The sequence below is a fragment of the Streptomyces sp. NPDC052225 genome (assembly GCF_040679615.1).
In the GTDB taxonomy this organism is placed as follows: domain Bacteria; phylum Actinomycetota; class Actinomycetes; order Streptomycetales; family Streptomycetaceae; genus Streptomyces.
Map to the genome: position 1 here is coordinate 141,064 of NZ_JBFAVD010000015.1, position 14,504 is coordinate 155,567.

Below are 14,504 nucleotides of genomic sequence, written 5' to 3' on the forward strand. Positions count from 1 at the left end.
TGTTGCTGCTGCACGCGACGAGTGGTGCGGAGGTGACGGTTGTGCATGTGTCGCGATGACTGGTGAACGTAGCGGCACTCGAACGCTTGTCACAAGTCGATGCAGCGGAGATCACGTGAAAGTCACAGCTTTGACGGCCCGTCAGTTCTGGCGGGGCGTGAACTCCACCGGAAGCGTGCGCAGTCCGCGCATGATGAGCCCGCCGCGCCAGCGCAGATCGTCCGGTTCCTCCGCAAGTCGCAGGTCCGGCAGAGCCGTGAAGAGCGAGGCCAGGGCGGTCTTTCCCTCCAGGCGCGCGAGCGGGGCGCCTAGGCAGTAGTGGATGCCGTGCCCGTAGCCGAGGTGCTGGTTGTCGCGGCGGGAGAGATCGAGGGTGTCGGGCTCGGCGAAGCGCTCCGGGTCGCGGTCGGCCGCGGCGAGCACGACGAGGACCGGGTCGCCGACGCCGATGTCCTGGCCTCCGATACGCAGGGGCTCGGTGGCGAACCGCCAGGTGGCCAGTTCCACGGGGCCGTCGAAGCGCAGCAGTTCCTCGATGCCGGTGTCCAGGAGATCCGTTTCACCCTGCTTCAGGGCGAGTTGGAGGCGTTCGCGCTCCTCGGGGTGGGTCAGCAGGGCGTACGTGCCGTTGCCGATGAGGTTGATGGTCGTCTCGAAACCGGCGAAGAGGAGGATGAAGGCCATCGCGGCGGCCTCGTTCTCCGTGAGGTGCTCGCCGTGGTCGGAGGCGCGGATGAGGCCGGAGATCAGGTCGTCGCCGGGCTCGTCGCGCTTGCGATGGATGAGCTCGACGAGATAGTTCCGGATCTTCTTCACGGAGCGGGCGACCCCGCCGCGCGGGCCCTTGCCGTGGCGGATCATCATGCCCGCCCAGTCCCGCAGGTCGTCCTGGTCCTCGCGCGGGACGCCGAGCAGGTCGCAGATGGCGTAGATGGGGAGCGGGAAGGCGAAGTCGTGGATCAGGTCGGCCTCGCCCTTCGCCGCGAACTCGTCGATGAGCCGGTCGGTCAACTCCTGGACCCTGGGCGCGAATTCGGCCACCGTGCGCGGGGTGAACGCCTTCGACACGAGGCGGCGCAGGCGGGTGTGGTCCGGCGGGTCGATGTTGAGCAGATGCGTCATCAGCTCGGCCTTGCGTTCGCCCGGGATGCCCGTTTTGCCCTTGGCGTGGGAGGGCTCGTCGTGGTGGTCGGGGTTCTTGCTGAGCCGCTGGTCGGCCAGGGCCTGACGGGCGTCCGCGTACCGCGTGACCAGCCAGGCCTCGACGCCGCTCGGGAGGGTGGTGCGGTGTACCGGGGCGTGTTCGCGGAGCCAGGCGTATGCGGGGTACGGGTCGCTGGCGAACTCCCAGGTGAACAGTTCGGGGGCGGCCGGGGTCTGGGGGGCGGGGCTTTCGGTCACGCCTTGACGGTAGCCGCCGGGTAGGGGGGCGGGTTGTCGGGTGCGGGTTCGGTGGGGGCTGGTCGCGCCGTTCCCCGCGCCCCTGAGGCATGCGCTGCGCGCAGCCTCCCCTGAAGGCCGGCGGCTTCGCCGCCTGGCCTTGATCGGGGAAATGCGCGCGAAGCGCAGGCATTTCAGGGGCGCGGGGAACGGCGCGACCAGCCCCCACCCACCCGCAGCCGCGACGAGACCTAAAGCCCCTCGGCGGTGCGGACCGCGTCGCGATAAGCGCGGGCCGCGGCACGGAGTGCGGCCTCGGGGTCGACCCCCTCCGCCTCCGCCCGGAGGGCAAGCGCCAGCAACTCGTAGCCGACCCCCGACCCCACGGGCACCGGAACATCCAGAGAGGCCGTACGGACGCGCGAGCCGAGCTTCGCCGCGAGGGCGAGGCCGGGCTGCCCGAGCGGGACGCCGTCCGTGACGGAGGCCCGGCGCTTGGCCTCGCCCTTCTTGCGGAGCCAGATCTCCCGGACCTCCTCCGGGGTGGCGGCGCTCTCGTCGCCGAAGACGTGCGGATGCCGGTGGATGAGCTTGTCGACGATGCCGCCCGCGACGTCGTCCACCGAGAACGGCTCGTCGGCGTCCTCCTCGGCGATGCGGGCGTGGAAGACCACCTGGAGCAGGACGTCGCCGAGCTCCTCGCGCAGCTCTTCCCTGTCGTCCGTCTCGATCGCCTCCACCAGCTCGTACGCCTCCTCGATGGCGTACTTGGCGAGGTCCTCGTGGGTGCGCAGCTTCGACCAGGGGCACTCACGGCGGATGCGGTCCATGACCTGGACGAGGTCGAGGAGGCGGGCGCCGGGCAGGTCGTACGAGCCGGGGAGCAGTTCGAGCGACGGCATCTGCTCGCGGCCGGAGCCGGCCAGCGCGGCGAGGCCGTCGGTGAGGCGGCGGTCACCCTCGGCCGTGGCGAGGACGACGACCGTGCGGCCGCCGTCCACGCACCGGTCCACGAGGTCGCGGGCCGTGGGCGCCTCGACGGCGACCTCGACGCCCGCCTCCTTCAGGTACGGCAGCTGCGGGTGCGCGGCGTCGGCGCAGAGCACCTCGTCGGCACCCCGCAGCGCCTGCCACGCCTGCCAGGAGAGCAGCCCCGGGGCGACCCGGTGGCTGGTGGTGAGCAGGACGATGCGGCCTGCGGGGTCGTTCACCTTGTCGTTCACGTCTCGAACGTAACGCAGCGCACCGACATCCCGTACAGCCAGCCGTATCCAGTCGTGTCCAGTCGTACGGCTAGGCGGTCTGCTGGGCCTCGGACGCCTGCGCCGTGACCTGCTTGACCCACGGCGTCTTCGCGTCGACGCGGCTGCTCTTGGTCACGTCCCAGGAGCCGTAGCGGGGGTTCAGGTCGACGTTCAGCTCCTTGGAGGCATGGGCGAGCGCCTTCCAGAAGGCGGCCTTGCCCTCGGGGGTCTGCATGTCGGCGCCCAGGTTCGTCGCGAGCTTCTGCGCCTCGATCTCGGTGCGCAGGGACTCGGTGAGCCGCTTGGGCGCGACGTTGTACTGCTGGAGCCAGGCGACCTCCAACGCCTTGGCGCCGCCCGCCTGTTGTTCGAGGCCGGCCCGCATCTGCTGCATCTCCTTGCGGGTGACCGTGACGCCGCTGTCGGTGGCGGCCCGGTGCAGGACGCGGTCGAGGACCATCGTGTGCAGCGTGTTGCGGGTGAGGCCGCCGGTCTTGGCGATGGCCTGCTCGTACTGCGCGCTGCCGTCCGTCGCGGCCTGCTGCGCGTCCCGCACCTCGTTCACCCGGCTCTCCAGCTGGGAGACCGTGATGCGCTGCCCGCCGACGACGGCCGCGGCGCCGGGATGGGCGTCGCTCCCGCAGGCGGTGAGGAGGGGTACGGCGGCGGCAGCGGATGTGAGGACGAGCGCGATGCGACGGCTGTTGCGGCGGTGCAAGGTGGGCCTCCCTGCGGCGAGTTTGTGGGCATTCCGCCGCGCGAAGCGCGTCCACCAGGGGTGGCGGTCGGGCGGCGGGTGGGCGCACAAAGTCCGGCGTTGATCGATGGTAGGAGGTGGCCGATCGCTCGGCCACCTATTCGACAACGATTCGCCGCGAGTTGAGGTACTGACCCGGTACTGACCCGTACCGAACCCGCTCAGCCGACGACGGCCACCGGGGCGTCCCAGGCGTCCCGGTCCACCGTGATGGTGTAACCGCCGCGCGATTCCTTGCTGTTGACCATGTACTGGTGGCCGCGGTGGTGCCCGGTCCACAGGGTCGGGGCGAACGGCCAGTCCGTGGTCGTCGTGTTCACCTTGTCCCACTTGGCGTACCAGAGGTTGCCCGGCAGGTTGGTGCGGTCGGTCGTCGTGGCGACGGCCTTGGCGCTGGAGCTGGAGAACCCGTACATGCCGGTCCGGTAGTACTTCGCGTGGACGGCCTTCTGCCAGGCGCGTACGTAGGTGAGCACCGCCGTGTTGCAGGAGGAGTCCGTGATGTCGTACGCCTCCATGTCGAGATAGAGCGCGCTGCCCGCCTTCATGCCGAGCGCGGACGCCTTGGCGACCGCGTCGGCGCCGTCGGTGGCGCCGAGCGAGGCGGCGGTCGAGGCGGTCATCTTCTCGGGGTTGGTGCCGCTCGCGCACGGCGGCTGTGCGCCTACGTAGAGCGGAATGAGCTTCCAGCCCTGGGAGTTGACGGACTTCACCCAGGAGGCGGTGAGGTTGGCCTGGGCGCAGCCGCGGTTCTTGCCGCCCACGTAGACGGCCGCGGCCCCGTAGAAGCCCGTGTGCCACGCCTTCATGGCGGAGGCCGACGGCGCGGCGCAGGTGTCGAAGGCGCGGCCGGTGTACGTCTTGGCGGCCGGCCAGGACGTCGTCGTGGCGAGGGACTGCTGCACCGTGACGCCGCCCGCGAGCAGGGCCGCGCACGCGCTGCCGATCGCGATGCGGCGGCCTCTGCGGGAGAGCCGGTGACTGCCGGTTGCGGGCATGCGTCTTCCTTCAGGAGTACGGGGCTTCAGCAGGACGAGGGGGCGTGGGTCAGCCGGTGACCGCGGCCGTGACCTGCGCGGCCAGCTTCTTCGCGGTGGCCTGGCCGTTGTCGTGGCCGTCGGTCGACATGATGCTCACGACGGCGGTGCCCTTGCGGACGGCGATCAGGGTCGTGCCGTTGGTCCAGGTCGGGTCGGTGAGCGTGATGGCGTACGCCTCGTCACCGAGCCCGGCGGCCGCGGTGCCGGCCACCTTCACGACGCTCTTGGTGTCCGTGTCCTTGTAGGTGGGGCACGCGGCGACGACCTTCTTGAGGTGCTGCATGACGGTCTTGGCCGTCGTGCCGCGGAACACGTCGATCTCCTGGGCGATGTCCGCGGAGGAGTCGTCGTTCACGTAGTCGTTCTGGGCGAAGGAGACGCCCTCGTCGCCGGTGAGGGCGATCCAGCTGGTGCCGCCGAACTTGGTGCAGTCCGGCTTGGCGAGGGCCTCGGGGTGAGCGGCCTGCTTCTGGTACGAGGTGCCGGTGTCGCGGGCGCCGTCCGGGTCGACCTTGTAGCCGGCGCCGAAGAACGACGCGGGGGCGAGGGCCTTCTTCAGCTCCGCGCCGGTGGCCAGGTGCTGCTCGGGCTTCTGCGACGGCTTGGCGGCGGGCTTGGCACTCGCCTTGTCGCCGGCGGAGTCGCCGGACGAGCAGGCCGTCAGGGTGAACGGGAGGGCGGCCACGGCGAGGACGGCGGCGGCACGGGCGGGAGCGGTGATGCGCATGGGGAGGTGACGTTTCTCGGTAGACGTACGTGAATGCCGGCTCGGCCCTGGTGGGGGAAGGACAAGGCACAGGCACGCCTGGGGGAGCGCACAGCGAGCGAGCTGATTTTGCCTGGTCAGGGCCGGTTCGAACGCCCATCCGGCCATAACTTGGCCCGGGGTTTCCCGGAACTTTGCCTCAGCCCCTGACCTGCCCCAGCCACTGGAGCGTGCGCCGGACCTCCGCGGTGAAGGGGTGCCCGGGTCCGTGCAGCCGCTCCGCGTCGTGCAGCAGCCGGATCAGCGTCTCGTGCGCGGCGCCCCGGTCCCCCACGGCGAGCAGCAACTGGCCGATGCGGCGGCGCACTTCGAGGGCGAGGCGCAGGTCCGTCGTCGCGTACTGGTTCTCGTAGTACGGCAGGAGCGAGCGGTACTCGGCGAGCGCCGCGGCCGGTTCGCCGAGCGCCTCAAGGCACTGCGCCGACTCGTAGCGGAACTGGAGCGACTGCGGGTCCGCGTGTCCGGCCTCCGCGGCGCGCTCGTCGGCGAGGCGGCGCAGCTCGGGCAGGGCGCGGCGGTACTGGCCGTCGTCCATGAGCGTGGCCGCGTACTGCTTGCGCAGCGTCCGTACGACGGGTGAGTGCTCGCCGTGCTGGGCGGCCGCGGCGGGCAGGATCGCGCCGAGGATGTCGACGGCCTGCGTGATGCGCCCCTCGCCGAGCAGCCGCTTGACCTCGTCGACCGCGCGGGCCACGTCCGGGCGGTCGCCCTGCACGTCGGAGCCCGCGGGCTGCGGCGCGGGCGTCACCGCGCGGTCGGGCCAGGGGGCGTGCGGGCGCAGGAACGGGCGGGTGGGGTCGAGGGGGTGGCCGGTGGGGACGCCGCGCGCGGGCAGCAGCGGGAGCAGTTCCTCGTACGTCTGCTGCGCGGAGGCCGGGCGGTGCTGCGGGTCCTTGGCGAGCAGGCGAAGGACCAGGTTCTCCAGGGCTTCCGGTACTTCGGGGCGCAGTTGACGGACCGGCAGCGGGGCCTCGTACAGGTGGCGGTGGAGGATGCCGAGGGCGGTCGTGCCCGCGAACGGGACGTCGCCGCTGAGGAGTTCGTGCAGCAGTACCCCGAGCGCGTACAGGTCGGTGTACGGGCCGACGGCGCCGCCCATGGCCTGTTCGGGCGCCATGTAGGCGGGTGTGCCGATGGGTGAGCCGGTGTGCGTGAGGCGCGTGGTGTCGGTGTCGAGGACGGAGGCGACGCCGAGGTCGAGGACGGTGACCGTGCCGTCCTTCTTCACCATCACGTTGCGCGGCTTGAGGTCGCGGTGGACGATCGGCACCGCGTGCACGGCGGAGAGCACGGCGCACAGCTGGGCGGCGATCGAGACGGCCCACGGCCACGGGTACGGGTCGTGCTCGGCGAGGTGGTCGGCGAGGTCGGAGCCGTCGACGTACTGCATGACGAGGAACAGGAACGAGGAGGCACCGTCGTCCTCGGTGCCCGCGTCGTGCACCGTGACCAGGCCGGGGTGGTCGACCTGGGCGGTGACGCGGCACTCGCGCAGGAAGCGGCGGCGCAGCTCATCGGCCTCGGCGCCCGCGACGCGGTCGGGGCGGACCAGCTTCACGGCGACGCGGCGGTCGAGGCGCTGGTCGTACGCCGTCCAGACCTGGCCCATGCCGCCCTGGCCGATGAGCGTGGAGAGTTCGTAGCGGCCGGCGACGACGCGTCCTGCGGTGGTGCTGAGGGGCATGATCACCGGTGGGTCACCGTCCGCCTTCCTGCTTGCGCAGGTAGTCGCTCAGCTCGTCCAGCTCGGCGCGGACCTGGTCGATGCGCGGCTGCGCCGGAGCCTGGTTCGGCGGCGGTGCGGGTGCGGGTGCGGGCACGGGCGTCGGACCTGCGGTCTGCGTCGGCAGCGCGTACGGCTGCGGCGGCGCGTAGGGCTGCTGGGGGCTCGGCTGCGGGTAGCCGTAGGCCTGCTGCGGCCGGGTCACGGCGTACGGGTCGAACGGGGTGCCGGTGGGGAAGGGGCCGTCGCCGCGGGCGCCGAACCGGATGTCGACGATCAAGTAGTAGGTCACGGAGACGACGAGCGTGCTGAGCATCAGCACCATGCCCGCGTTCCCCCACCAGGTCGTGAACTCCTCGGCGCCCGGGTCGGCGACGATGCATGTCCACGCCACCAACTGGGCCGCGGCGATGCCCGCGAAGACGTACCAGTCGACCTTGCGGCGGGTGGTCAGGGCAGCCCTGAGCGCCGGTACGAACCCGAAGAAGCCGATGGTCAGCACGGCGATCGCCACGAAGAGCACACGCCAGCCGACCCGCGCTCCGGCCGAGGGGAGCCGCGGGGGCGGGGGCGCATAGCCGTGGCCGTGCATGACTGCTCCTGCTGGTCGGTGCCGGGGTGCGAACTGCGTGCTCCGTCGAGCGTATAGGCCGACTCGGACAACCGGCCCCGGGTTGTACCGAACCGTTGCCGACCTGCCCAGGACCGTGGTCGGGCGGGGGCCGTCACTCCGGTTCGACGACCCCGTCCGTGAGGCCGTCGTGCAGACCCTGGACGAGCTGTTCGCCGAGCCGGCCCGCGAGGCGCAGCGCGTCCTCGAAGGCGGCGAGGGACTTGAACCGCTCGCCGTAGCGGGCCTGTTCGGCGAGCGGCAGGCGGGGCAGCTGGAGGCGGCGCACGTCGAGCCGGGTCGCGGTCGAGGCGTAACTGCTGGCCTGCCGGTTGTTGGCGGTGCCGCGCAGGAACCCGGCGAGGAACCACGGGTCGAGCGCCGCCGGGTCGGGCCGCAGCAGGGCGAGACCGCGGCCGAGCGCGGCGCCCGCGGCGCTCTCGTCGACGACGCGGGCGACGGCGCCGCCGCCGACGACGGGCACCACGACGTCCCCGGCCCGGACGAGGACCGCGTCGTCGTCGCCGGAGTGGCTGCCCGAGGGGCCGGTCCCGGCGAGCACGTCGTGGTCGGTGAGCACGGGCACGCGCGCGTGGCCGACCGTGGGGCTCACGGTGGTGGGGGCCGTGTGCAGCGACAGGGCGCCCGCGCGCGCGAGTTCACCGATCGTGGTCTGCGGCCACCGCACGGGTGCGGCGACCGGGGTCGCCGCCTTGGGGGCGAGCTTCGTCGTCAGGCTCAGGGTGTCGGCGAGCTGGAGACGGACGGCGGTCAGCTCCTCGGCGCCGCCGCCGGCGGCCGGGGGCGGCAGGCGGCGCGCGGGCGCGAGGTCGACCTCGTCGTCGAGCAGCTCGATGACGGGCACGGAGCGGGCGAGGCCGGGGCGCTCGGCGAGGGTCCCGGCGCGGTCGAACGCGCGCCAGGCGTCGAGCACCGCGTCCTGGACGGCGGCCCACGCCTGCTGTTCGCGCAGGTCGCGCGCCTCGCCGGTGTCGACGGCCGTGGTGTCGACGAGCAGCAGCTCGGGGGCGGCGGGTGTGGTCGCGGCGGGTCGGCGCAGCACCCACAGGTGCAGCGGGATGTTGTTCGGCGGGACGGCTCCGGCGGGCAGCGCGATCACCGCGCGCAGGGCTCCGCGGCGCAGCAGGTCGGCGCGGATGCGGCGGCCCGAGCGGCGGGACGCGACGGTGGGCGGCATCAGCAGGACGGCACTGCCGCCGTCCTTGAGGCGGGCCAACGCGTGCTGCACCCAGGCCAGTTCGGACTCGGTGCGGGCCGGGAAGCCGTACTCCCAGCGCGGGTCGTACGCCAACTCGTCGTGTCCCCAGCCGCGTTCGTTGAACGGGGGGTGGGCGACGACCACGTCGGCCTGTACGTCACTGAGGGCGTCGGCGCGCAGCGAGTCGGCGGCCGCGGTGCGGATCGCGGGGTCGGCGCCCTCCTGCGCCGGTCCGTCGAGCGCGAGGCGCAGGGCGGTCAGGGCCGCGAGCTCGGGCGCCGCGTCCTGGCCGTAGAGGCGCTGTCCGGGGCGGCTGTCGAGGGTGCGCACGGCGTGCAGCAGGGCGCCGGTGCCGCAGGCCGGGTCGAGAGCGCTGTCGGCGGGTCCGGCGAGGGCGGCCATCAGCGCGGCCGGGCCCGGCGGGGTGAGCGTGTACTGGCGCGGGTTCGCGTCGAGGTGGCGGCCGAGCAGGAACGCGAAGGCGCGGCGGGCGCCCAGCTCGGCGGCGAGTTCGCCGGCGCCGCGCAGCAGGGGCACCGACGGGAGCAGCGCGGCGGCCTTCGGGGTGGTGACGGCGCGCTCGGTGGCGTGGCCGAAGCGCAGGGTGAGGACGCCTTCGAGGGCGGCGGGCAGCCGCTCGGCGAGCAACGGGTCGTCGTCCGTGGCGCTCAGGGCGAGCCATTCGGAGGGCCGGTCGTGGACGAGCAGCAGCACGGAGCCCGCGTGCAGCAGCGCGGTGACCGGGCCCGCGGGGTGCCCGGCGAGCTGCTGCCACACGCGCTCGCGCAGCGGGACCTCGGCGAGCTTGCCCTGAGCGCGCAGCCAGTCCTCGATCTCGGCCAGCGCGAAGGACGGGCTGGTCTCGGTGCCCCCGACGGGCTTGGGGAAGTCGGCGTGCCGCCGCCGCCAGTTGCTGACGGCGGCCCGGCCCACCCCGGCCAGCCGGGCGATTCCGGCGGCCGTCACCTCAGTCGCGTTGTCCATGGGCCAGACCTTATCGACTTCTGCGTAAGAACCGCATTCACAGCTGTGCACAACCCATTCCCTGTGAACCAGGTTGACTCGGTTCACAGAAGATGGTGTTCTTGACCCAGCCAACCGCCGGACACACGGAAAGCCGGGGGGAGGTTGGCGTCTCTCATCTCGGAGGAAGTCCCATGTCGCAGATCCAGCAGCCGCACCAGCCTCAGCAGCACCCCCAGTACCCGCCGTTCCAGCCGCCGCAGGAGCCGACGCGGGTCGCGCGGAACGGTCTGGGGACCGCGGCGCTGATCCTCGGCATCATCGGCGCGCTCTCCGGCCTGATCCCGCTGATGTTCTGGCTGGCCGGCATCCTCGGCGTGATCGCGCTGATCCTCGGCCTGACGGGCCGGGCCCGCGCCAAGCGGGGCGAGGCCACGAACAAGGGGGTGGCGCTGACCGGGGCGATCCTGGCGCTCGTCTCGCTCGGCCTCGCGGTGTTCGGCGCGGTCACCACGTTCAACGCGGTCGACGACGCGGTCGACGAGATCAACAAGTCGGTGTCGGACACGAAGGCCAAGGACACGGACTCGAAGGGCTCGGACGCGAAGGGCTCGGGCACGTCCGACAAGGACAAGGGCGCGGACAAGGGCAAGGACGAGAAGCCGGCCGCCGGCAAGGCGCTCGAGGCGGGCGACTCCGTGATCTACGACGACGACCTGACCGTCTCCGTCTCGAACGCGGTCACCTTCAGCCCGAGCCAGTACGCGGCGGGCCACAAGAACGGCAACCACGCCTACAAGGTCACCGTCACCGTCACGAACGACAGCAAGGAGAAGTTCGACGCGAGCCTGCTCCAGGTGAGCGCCCGCGCCGGCGCCGACGGCGTGGACTCCGAGCAGATCTTCGACGACGCGGTCGGCACCGGCTTCGAGGGCACGATCATGCCCGGCAAGAAGGCCACGGTCGTCTACGGCTTCGACTCCCCGGCCGCCGCCAAGAACCTCACGGTCGAGGTCGAGCCGAGCTTCGAGTACGACGCCACGCAGTGGGACCTGAAGCTGTAGTCACCGGCGGGAGGACGTGCGGCACGCGCTCACAGCGCGTGCCGCACCCACACGTTGGGCTCGACGTACACGGCGTAGCCGCTCTCGGGCGTGCAGTGCACGGGCACCAGGGCGGCCGGCACCTCGACCGGCCCTTCGGTGTCGAAGGGCAGCCCGGTCCAGGTCCGCCACTGGTCGAGGGAGCCGGACACGGTCATCGAGGCGTGGGCCACCTTGGCGATGACGCCGCCCGCGCGGACGTGGACCCGCAGCCACGGATCGTGCGGCAGCCCGTCCGACTCCCGTACGCGATACGCGTACTCGTCGATGGACGTCTTCGGCTCCAGGTGCTTGGAGCTGGGCCGCACGGGGGCGACGACCTCGCGGAAACCCTTCGCGCGGGCGTTGTCCCGCATCGCGGCGAGCATCCGCCCCGACAGGCCGCGGCCCTGGAGTCCGGGCAGGACGCTGATCTCGATGGCGCTGACGGTGTCGGGGGCGCGGCCCGTCGCCTGATCGTCGAAGGCCCACTGGAGCACCTGGTCCCAGCCCTTGTCCGGCAGTTCACCACCGCCCTGGCCGCTGCGGCGGTCGGCGTGCAGGGCGAACGGCACGCTGAACCCCTTGGCGACCACGGCTCCTTCGGCGTCCGTCGCCACCACCACGTACTCCGGCAGCTCCTGCCAGATGCGGGGCAGGAACGCGGCGCCGACCAGGTCGTGGCCGATGAACTCCGGCCAGGTGTCCGGCATCGTCCACATCGGGACGCCGAGTTCGGGGCGCTCGGCAAGCGTGGTGATCGTGAGGTCGGGGCCTTCGCCAGATGTCATGCCCTCATCGTGCATGGAAGCGGGGCGGCGCCGCAGTCGAATTCCCGCCGGTCGGCAGCTTCTCGTCCGGGCAGCCGCCGAGCACCTTCTTCATGGCGTCGCGCTCGGCGGCGGTCACCCACAGCCCGTACTTCTTCTTCACGGCGACCTGACCTGCGACGTACGCGCAGCGGTACTTCTTGTTCGGCGGCAGCCAGGTCGCCGTGTCGCCGTCTCCCTTGCTGCGGTTGGGAGTCGCCCCGACGGCGAGCAGATTCAGGGGATCGTTGGCGAGCGCGATGCGCTTGCCGGGCTCCCACTGGAAGGCGCCCTTCTGCCAGGCGTCGGAGAGGGCGACGAGGTGGTCGATGTCGACCTGGCTGCGTCCTCGCACGAAGGCGATGTCCTTGCCGCTGTACGGATCCGGGGCGAGCGAGCCTGAGCCGACCCGGCACTCGCCGTCGGTGAAGCGGACGGAGTCGAGGTCGCGCTTGAGGATGTCGTCGCGGGTGTCGCAGCCGTTCGTGTCGGTGTCGGCCCAGGCGCTGCCGAACCGCTCCCGGGAGTAACCGGTCTTGGGCGCGCGGCCCTTGACGGTCAGCGTGTCGACGGCGGCGAGCGCGCTGCCCGCCTTGCCCTGCGGCTCGGGGCCCGCATCACCGCCGCCGGTCCCGGTCGTCGCCTCGCAGCCGGTGACGGCGAAGGCCGCCACAAGCACCGCGCCCGCGATCCGCCTCAACCGCACCACACCACTCCCCTTTTGTTCGCTTTCGCCCGCCTCCCTCACCGTACCCGACGCAAGATCACACCTTTCCGATGCCCAGCGTCGTGACAGAGGGGAGAAGCCCCGACCCGATGACGGTTACCCACAACTCGCCGAGCAGATCGCCCAGTTCGCCGACCGTCTCCTCCCCGAGCGCACGCCAGGGCGCTGCCGCGAGCCGGTCCGTGCGGGCCTCGACGTCGGCGCGCAGCGCGCGGCCCGCGTCGGTGGCGATGCCGTCCTCGTCCACCAGGCCTTTGCCGGCGAGGAGTTGATGGGCCGCGTCCCACTCGGCCCGCGTCCAGCCGCGGCTCGCGAACGTGTCCATGGGCGCGGCGCCGATCGCCGCGAACGACACCAGTGACTCGGCCGGCCCGAGCCCCGCCGTGAGCAGGGCGGCCACGTGCCCGTCGCCGCGGTGCTCGCGCAGCACGGTGGCCGCCTGCCACAGGACCAGGTGCGGGGCGTCGGGCCAGGGCAGTTCGGCGTTGGCGGCGGCCAGCGGGCGCCCTTCGAGGTTCGCCGCCTCGGCGGCCCGCCGGGTGAGCTCGGCGGCCCGCGCCACTTCCGGGCTGTCCAGTACGTCACCGAAGAGCGTCCGGTAGGTCCGGTCGATGCCGCGCAGCCGGGCGGCGAGCACGTCCTGCGGCGCGGCCACCGCCCAGGCGGCCGGTATGTGCTCGGCGACCTTGGCGGGGCTGAAGCTGTAGAAGGCGGAGGCGACGCGCTCCACGCCCACCGGGCCGAGCGGCGCGGCCCGCCAGGCGAAGTAGCTCGGCCACCGCTCCCCGACCTCGTACCCGAGCGCGGCCGCCTCCTCGTAGACCTCGGGCGCGTAGTAGAGCACGGCGTGCAGCGGTTCCAGCAGGTGCCACATCTGACGGACCTTGGCGTCGGCCACGTGCGTCATGAACTCCCCCATTTCCCAGGCGACTTGGCGCCCGGCTCGACGTTCGACTCGACCTTGTCACTGACGTCAAGGACAGACAATCCCCGCATGGACCTCATGAACGCCACCACCGTGCCGCGCACCGTCGTCGTCACCGGCGCGGGCACCGGCATCGGCCGGGCCACCGCGCACGCCTTCGCCGCGGCGGGCTGCCGCGTCGTCGCGGTGGGCCGCAGGCCGGACCCGCTCGCCGAGACCGCCTCGCACTCCCCCGGCCTGATCACCGCGCTGCCCGCCGACATCACGGCCGACGACGGCCCGTCGCGCATCGTCCGTACGGTCCTGGAGACGCACGGCCGCATCGACGTCCTGGTCAACAACGCGGGCATCACCAACGCCGAGTCCCTGGAGACGTACACCCGCGACTCCGCGCACGCCCTGCTCGGTACGAACCTGATCGCGCCGGTGCTCCTGACGCAGGCTGCGCTGCCCGCCCTGGCCGAGGCGCGGGGCGTCGTGATCAACGTGACGACCGCGATCGGGCAGCGCGGCTGGCCGGGCAACTCCCTCTACGCGGCCGGGAAGGCGGCCCTCGACTCGCTGACCCGCAGCTGGGCGGTGCAGCTCGCCCCGCGCGGGGTACGGGTCGCTGCGGTCGCGCCCGGCGCGGTCGAGACGCCGATCGCCGACCACTCCGCGTACTCGCCCGAGCAGCGGGCCGCGATCCGCAAGTGGCAGCTGGAGCACACGCCGCTCGGCCGGGTCGGGCGCCCGGAGGAGATCGCGCGGACGATCACGTATCTGGCCTCGCCGGAGGCGTCGTTCGTCACCGGCGTCGTCGTCCCGGTGGACGGGGGCGCGGTCGTGGCATGACCGTGCGGGCATGATGCGGGGATGCGGATCGGAGAACTGGCGGCGGCGACCGGGGTGTCGGCGCGGTCCCTGCGCCACTACGAACAGGCGGGGCTGATCGACTCGGAGCGGGCGGCGAACGGGTACCGGGTGTACGACGCCGGCGCCGTGACCCGCGTCGGCAACATCCGGATGCTGGTCGAGGCGGGGCTCACCGTCGACGACGTACGGGTGTTCCTGCCGTGTCTCGACGGGGACATGCTGGCGCGCGGGGTGTCGGAGGGGTTCGTGCGGGTTGCTCGTGAGCGGCTCGCGGTGATCGAGCGGCGGATCGCGTCGCAGGTGGCGGTGCGGGATCGGTTGTCGGCGGCGCTGGATTCTGCCGGGTTGGGTTAGCCGTCGTCTGCGGGTCCGGTGGGGGCTGGTCGCGCCCTGCGGCGGAGCCG

14 protein-coding genes are annotated in these 14,504 nt (G+C 72.4%); 3 read left to right on the forward strand and 11 right to left on the reverse strand.

The genetic code is table 11. From position 1 onward, the window contains the following. Window positions 1-141: 141 nt before the first annotated feature. The 8 genes from AB0L37_RS22565 to AB0L37_RS22600 form a co-directional block, all read right to left on the reverse strand. Window positions 142-1,401, reverse strand: coding sequence for a cytochrome P450 (locus tag AB0L37_RS22565; RefSeq protein WP_365508170.1), 1,260 nt, complete (start codon window positions 1,399-1,401; stop codon window positions 142-144). A gap of 230 nt (window positions 1,402-1,631) precedes the next feature. After that, a complete protein-coding gene (locus AB0L37_RS22570; protein WP_365508173.1) occupies window positions 1,632-2,603 on the reverse strand; it encodes a nucleoside triphosphate pyrophosphohydrolase in 972 nt (323 codons plus the stop codon). Between the two features lie 70 nt (window positions 2,604-2,673). Beyond that, window positions 2,674-3,342 carry a SurA N-terminal domain-containing protein gene (locus AB0L37_RS22575; RefSeq protein ID WP_365508175.1) on the reverse strand — a complete coding sequence of 223 codons (669 nt, stop codon included), beginning with the start codon at window positions 3,340-3,342 and terminating at the stop codon, window positions 2,674-2,676. Window positions 3,343-3,542: 200 nt separating this feature from the next. Next, on the reverse strand, window positions 3,543-4,379 hold the full coding sequence (locus AB0L37_RS22580; RefSeq protein ID WP_365508178.1) for a glycoside hydrolase domain-containing protein: 837 nt from the start codon (window positions 4,377-4,379) through the stop codon (window positions 3,543-3,545). 49 nt (window positions 4,380-4,428) lie between these two features. Further along, a complete protein-coding gene (locus AB0L37_RS22585; protein WP_365508180.1) occupies window positions 4,429-5,148 on the reverse strand; it encodes a hypothetical protein in 720 nt (239 codons plus the stop codon). 178 nt (window positions 5,149-5,326) lie between these two features. Further along, window positions 5,327-6,871: a serine/threonine-protein kinase gene (locus AB0L37_RS22590; protein WP_365508183.1), complete on the reverse strand. Its 1,545-nt coding sequence runs from the start codon at window positions 6,869-6,871 to the stop codon at window positions 5,327-5,329. Between the two features lie 13 nt (window positions 6,872-6,884). Further along, on the reverse strand, window positions 6,885-7,502 hold the full coding sequence (locus AB0L37_RS22595; RefSeq protein WP_365508186.1) for a hypothetical protein: 618 nt from the start codon (window positions 7,500-7,502) through the stop codon (window positions 6,885-6,887). A gap of 133 nt (window positions 7,503-7,635) precedes the next feature. Beyond that, window positions 7,636-9,723: an N-6 DNA methylase gene (locus AB0L37_RS22600; RefSeq protein ID WP_365508188.1), complete on the reverse strand. Its 2,088-nt coding sequence runs from the start codon at window positions 9,721-9,723 to the stop codon at window positions 7,636-7,638. A gap of 173 nt (window positions 9,724-9,896) precedes the next feature. Here AB0L37_RS22600 and AB0L37_RS22605 point away from each other — a divergent pair, with 173 nt between their 5' ends. Next, a complete protein-coding gene (locus AB0L37_RS22605; protein ID WP_365508190.1) occupies window positions 9,897-10,766 on the forward strand; it encodes a DUF4190 domain-containing protein in 870 nt (289 codons plus the stop codon). Between the two features lie 29 nt (window positions 10,767-10,795). Here the strand turns inward: AB0L37_RS22605 and AB0L37_RS22610 are convergent, their stop codons facing one another. The 3 genes from AB0L37_RS22610 to AB0L37_RS22620 form a co-directional block, all read right to left on the reverse strand. Then, window positions 10,796-11,575, reverse strand: coding sequence for an N-acetyltransferase (locus tag AB0L37_RS22610; protein ID WP_365508193.1), 780 nt, complete (start codon window positions 11,573-11,575; stop codon window positions 10,796-10,798). Window positions 11,576-11,579: 4 nt separating this feature from the next. Next, window positions 11,580-12,293 carry an HNH endonuclease family protein gene (locus tag AB0L37_RS22615; protein ID WP_365508301.1) on the reverse strand — a complete coding sequence of 238 codons (714 nt, stop codon included), beginning with the start codon at window positions 12,291-12,293 and terminating at the stop codon, window positions 11,580-11,582. Between the two features lie 64 nt (window positions 12,294-12,357). Next, window positions 12,358-13,227 carry a hypothetical protein gene (locus AB0L37_RS22620; RefSeq protein ID WP_365508196.1) on the reverse strand — a complete coding sequence of 290 codons (870 nt, stop codon included), beginning with the start codon at window positions 13,225-13,227 and terminating at the stop codon, window positions 12,358-12,360. 96 nt (window positions 13,228-13,323) lie between these two features. On the opposite strand from AB0L37_RS22620, the gene AB0L37_RS22625 reads away from it, so the two are divergent. Next, window positions 13,324-14,079, forward strand: a complete 756-nt coding sequence (locus tag AB0L37_RS22625; RefSeq protein ID WP_365508304.1) for an SDR family oxidoreductase — start codon at window positions 13,324-13,326, stop codon at window positions 14,077-14,079. Window positions 14,080-14,100: 21 nt separating this feature from the next. Continuing rightward, complete coding sequence (locus tag AB0L37_RS22630) at window positions 14,101-14,454, forward strand: MerR family transcriptional regulator (protein ID WP_365508199.1); 354 nt, start codon at window positions 14,101-14,103, stop codon at window positions 14,452-14,454. Window positions 14,455-14,504 lie beyond the last annotated feature (50 nt).

Excerpts from the sequence above, each read along its gene's own strand:
- AB0L37_RS22595 (WP_365508186.1), bottom strand. The coding sequence starts at position 7,502 with ATGCACGGCCACGGCTATGCGCCCCCGCCCCCGCGGCTCCCCTCGGCC.
- AB0L37_RS22600 (WP_365508188.1), bottom strand. The coding sequence starts at position 9,723 with ATGGACAACGCGACTGAGGTGACGGCCGCCGGAATCGCCCGGCTGGCC.
- AB0L37_RS22590 (WP_365508183.1), bottom strand. The coding sequence starts at position 6,871 with ATGCCCCTCAGCACCACCGCAGGACGCGTCGTCGCCGGCCGCTACGAA.
- AB0L37_RS22585 (WP_365508180.1), bottom strand. The coding sequence starts at position 5,148 with ATGCGCATCACCGCTCCCGCCCGTGCCGCCGCCGTCCTCGCCGTGGCC.
- AB0L37_RS22605 (WP_365508190.1), top strand. The coding sequence starts at position 9,897 with ATGTCGCAGATCCAGCAGCCGCACCAGCCTCAGCAGCACCCCCAGTAC.
- AB0L37_RS22580 (WP_365508178.1), bottom strand. The coding sequence starts at position 4,379 with ATGCCCGCAACCGGCAGTCACCGGCTCTCCCGCAGAGGCCGCCGCATC.
- AB0L37_RS22625 (WP_365508304.1), top strand. The coding sequence starts at position 13,324 with ATGAACGCCACCACCGTGCCGCGCACCGTCGTCGTCACCGGCGCGGGC.
- AB0L37_RS22610 (WP_365508193.1), bottom strand. The coding sequence starts at position 11,575 with ATGACATCTGGCGAAGGCCCCGACCTCACGATCACCACGCTTGCCGAG.
- AB0L37_RS22630 (WP_365508199.1), top strand. The coding sequence starts at position 14,101 with ATGCGGATCGGAGAACTGGCGGCGGCGACCGGGGTGTCGGCGCGGTCC.
- AB0L37_RS22620 (WP_365508196.1), bottom strand. The coding sequence starts at position 13,227 with ATGACGCACGTGGCCGACGCCAAGGTCCGTCAGATGTGGCACCTGCTG.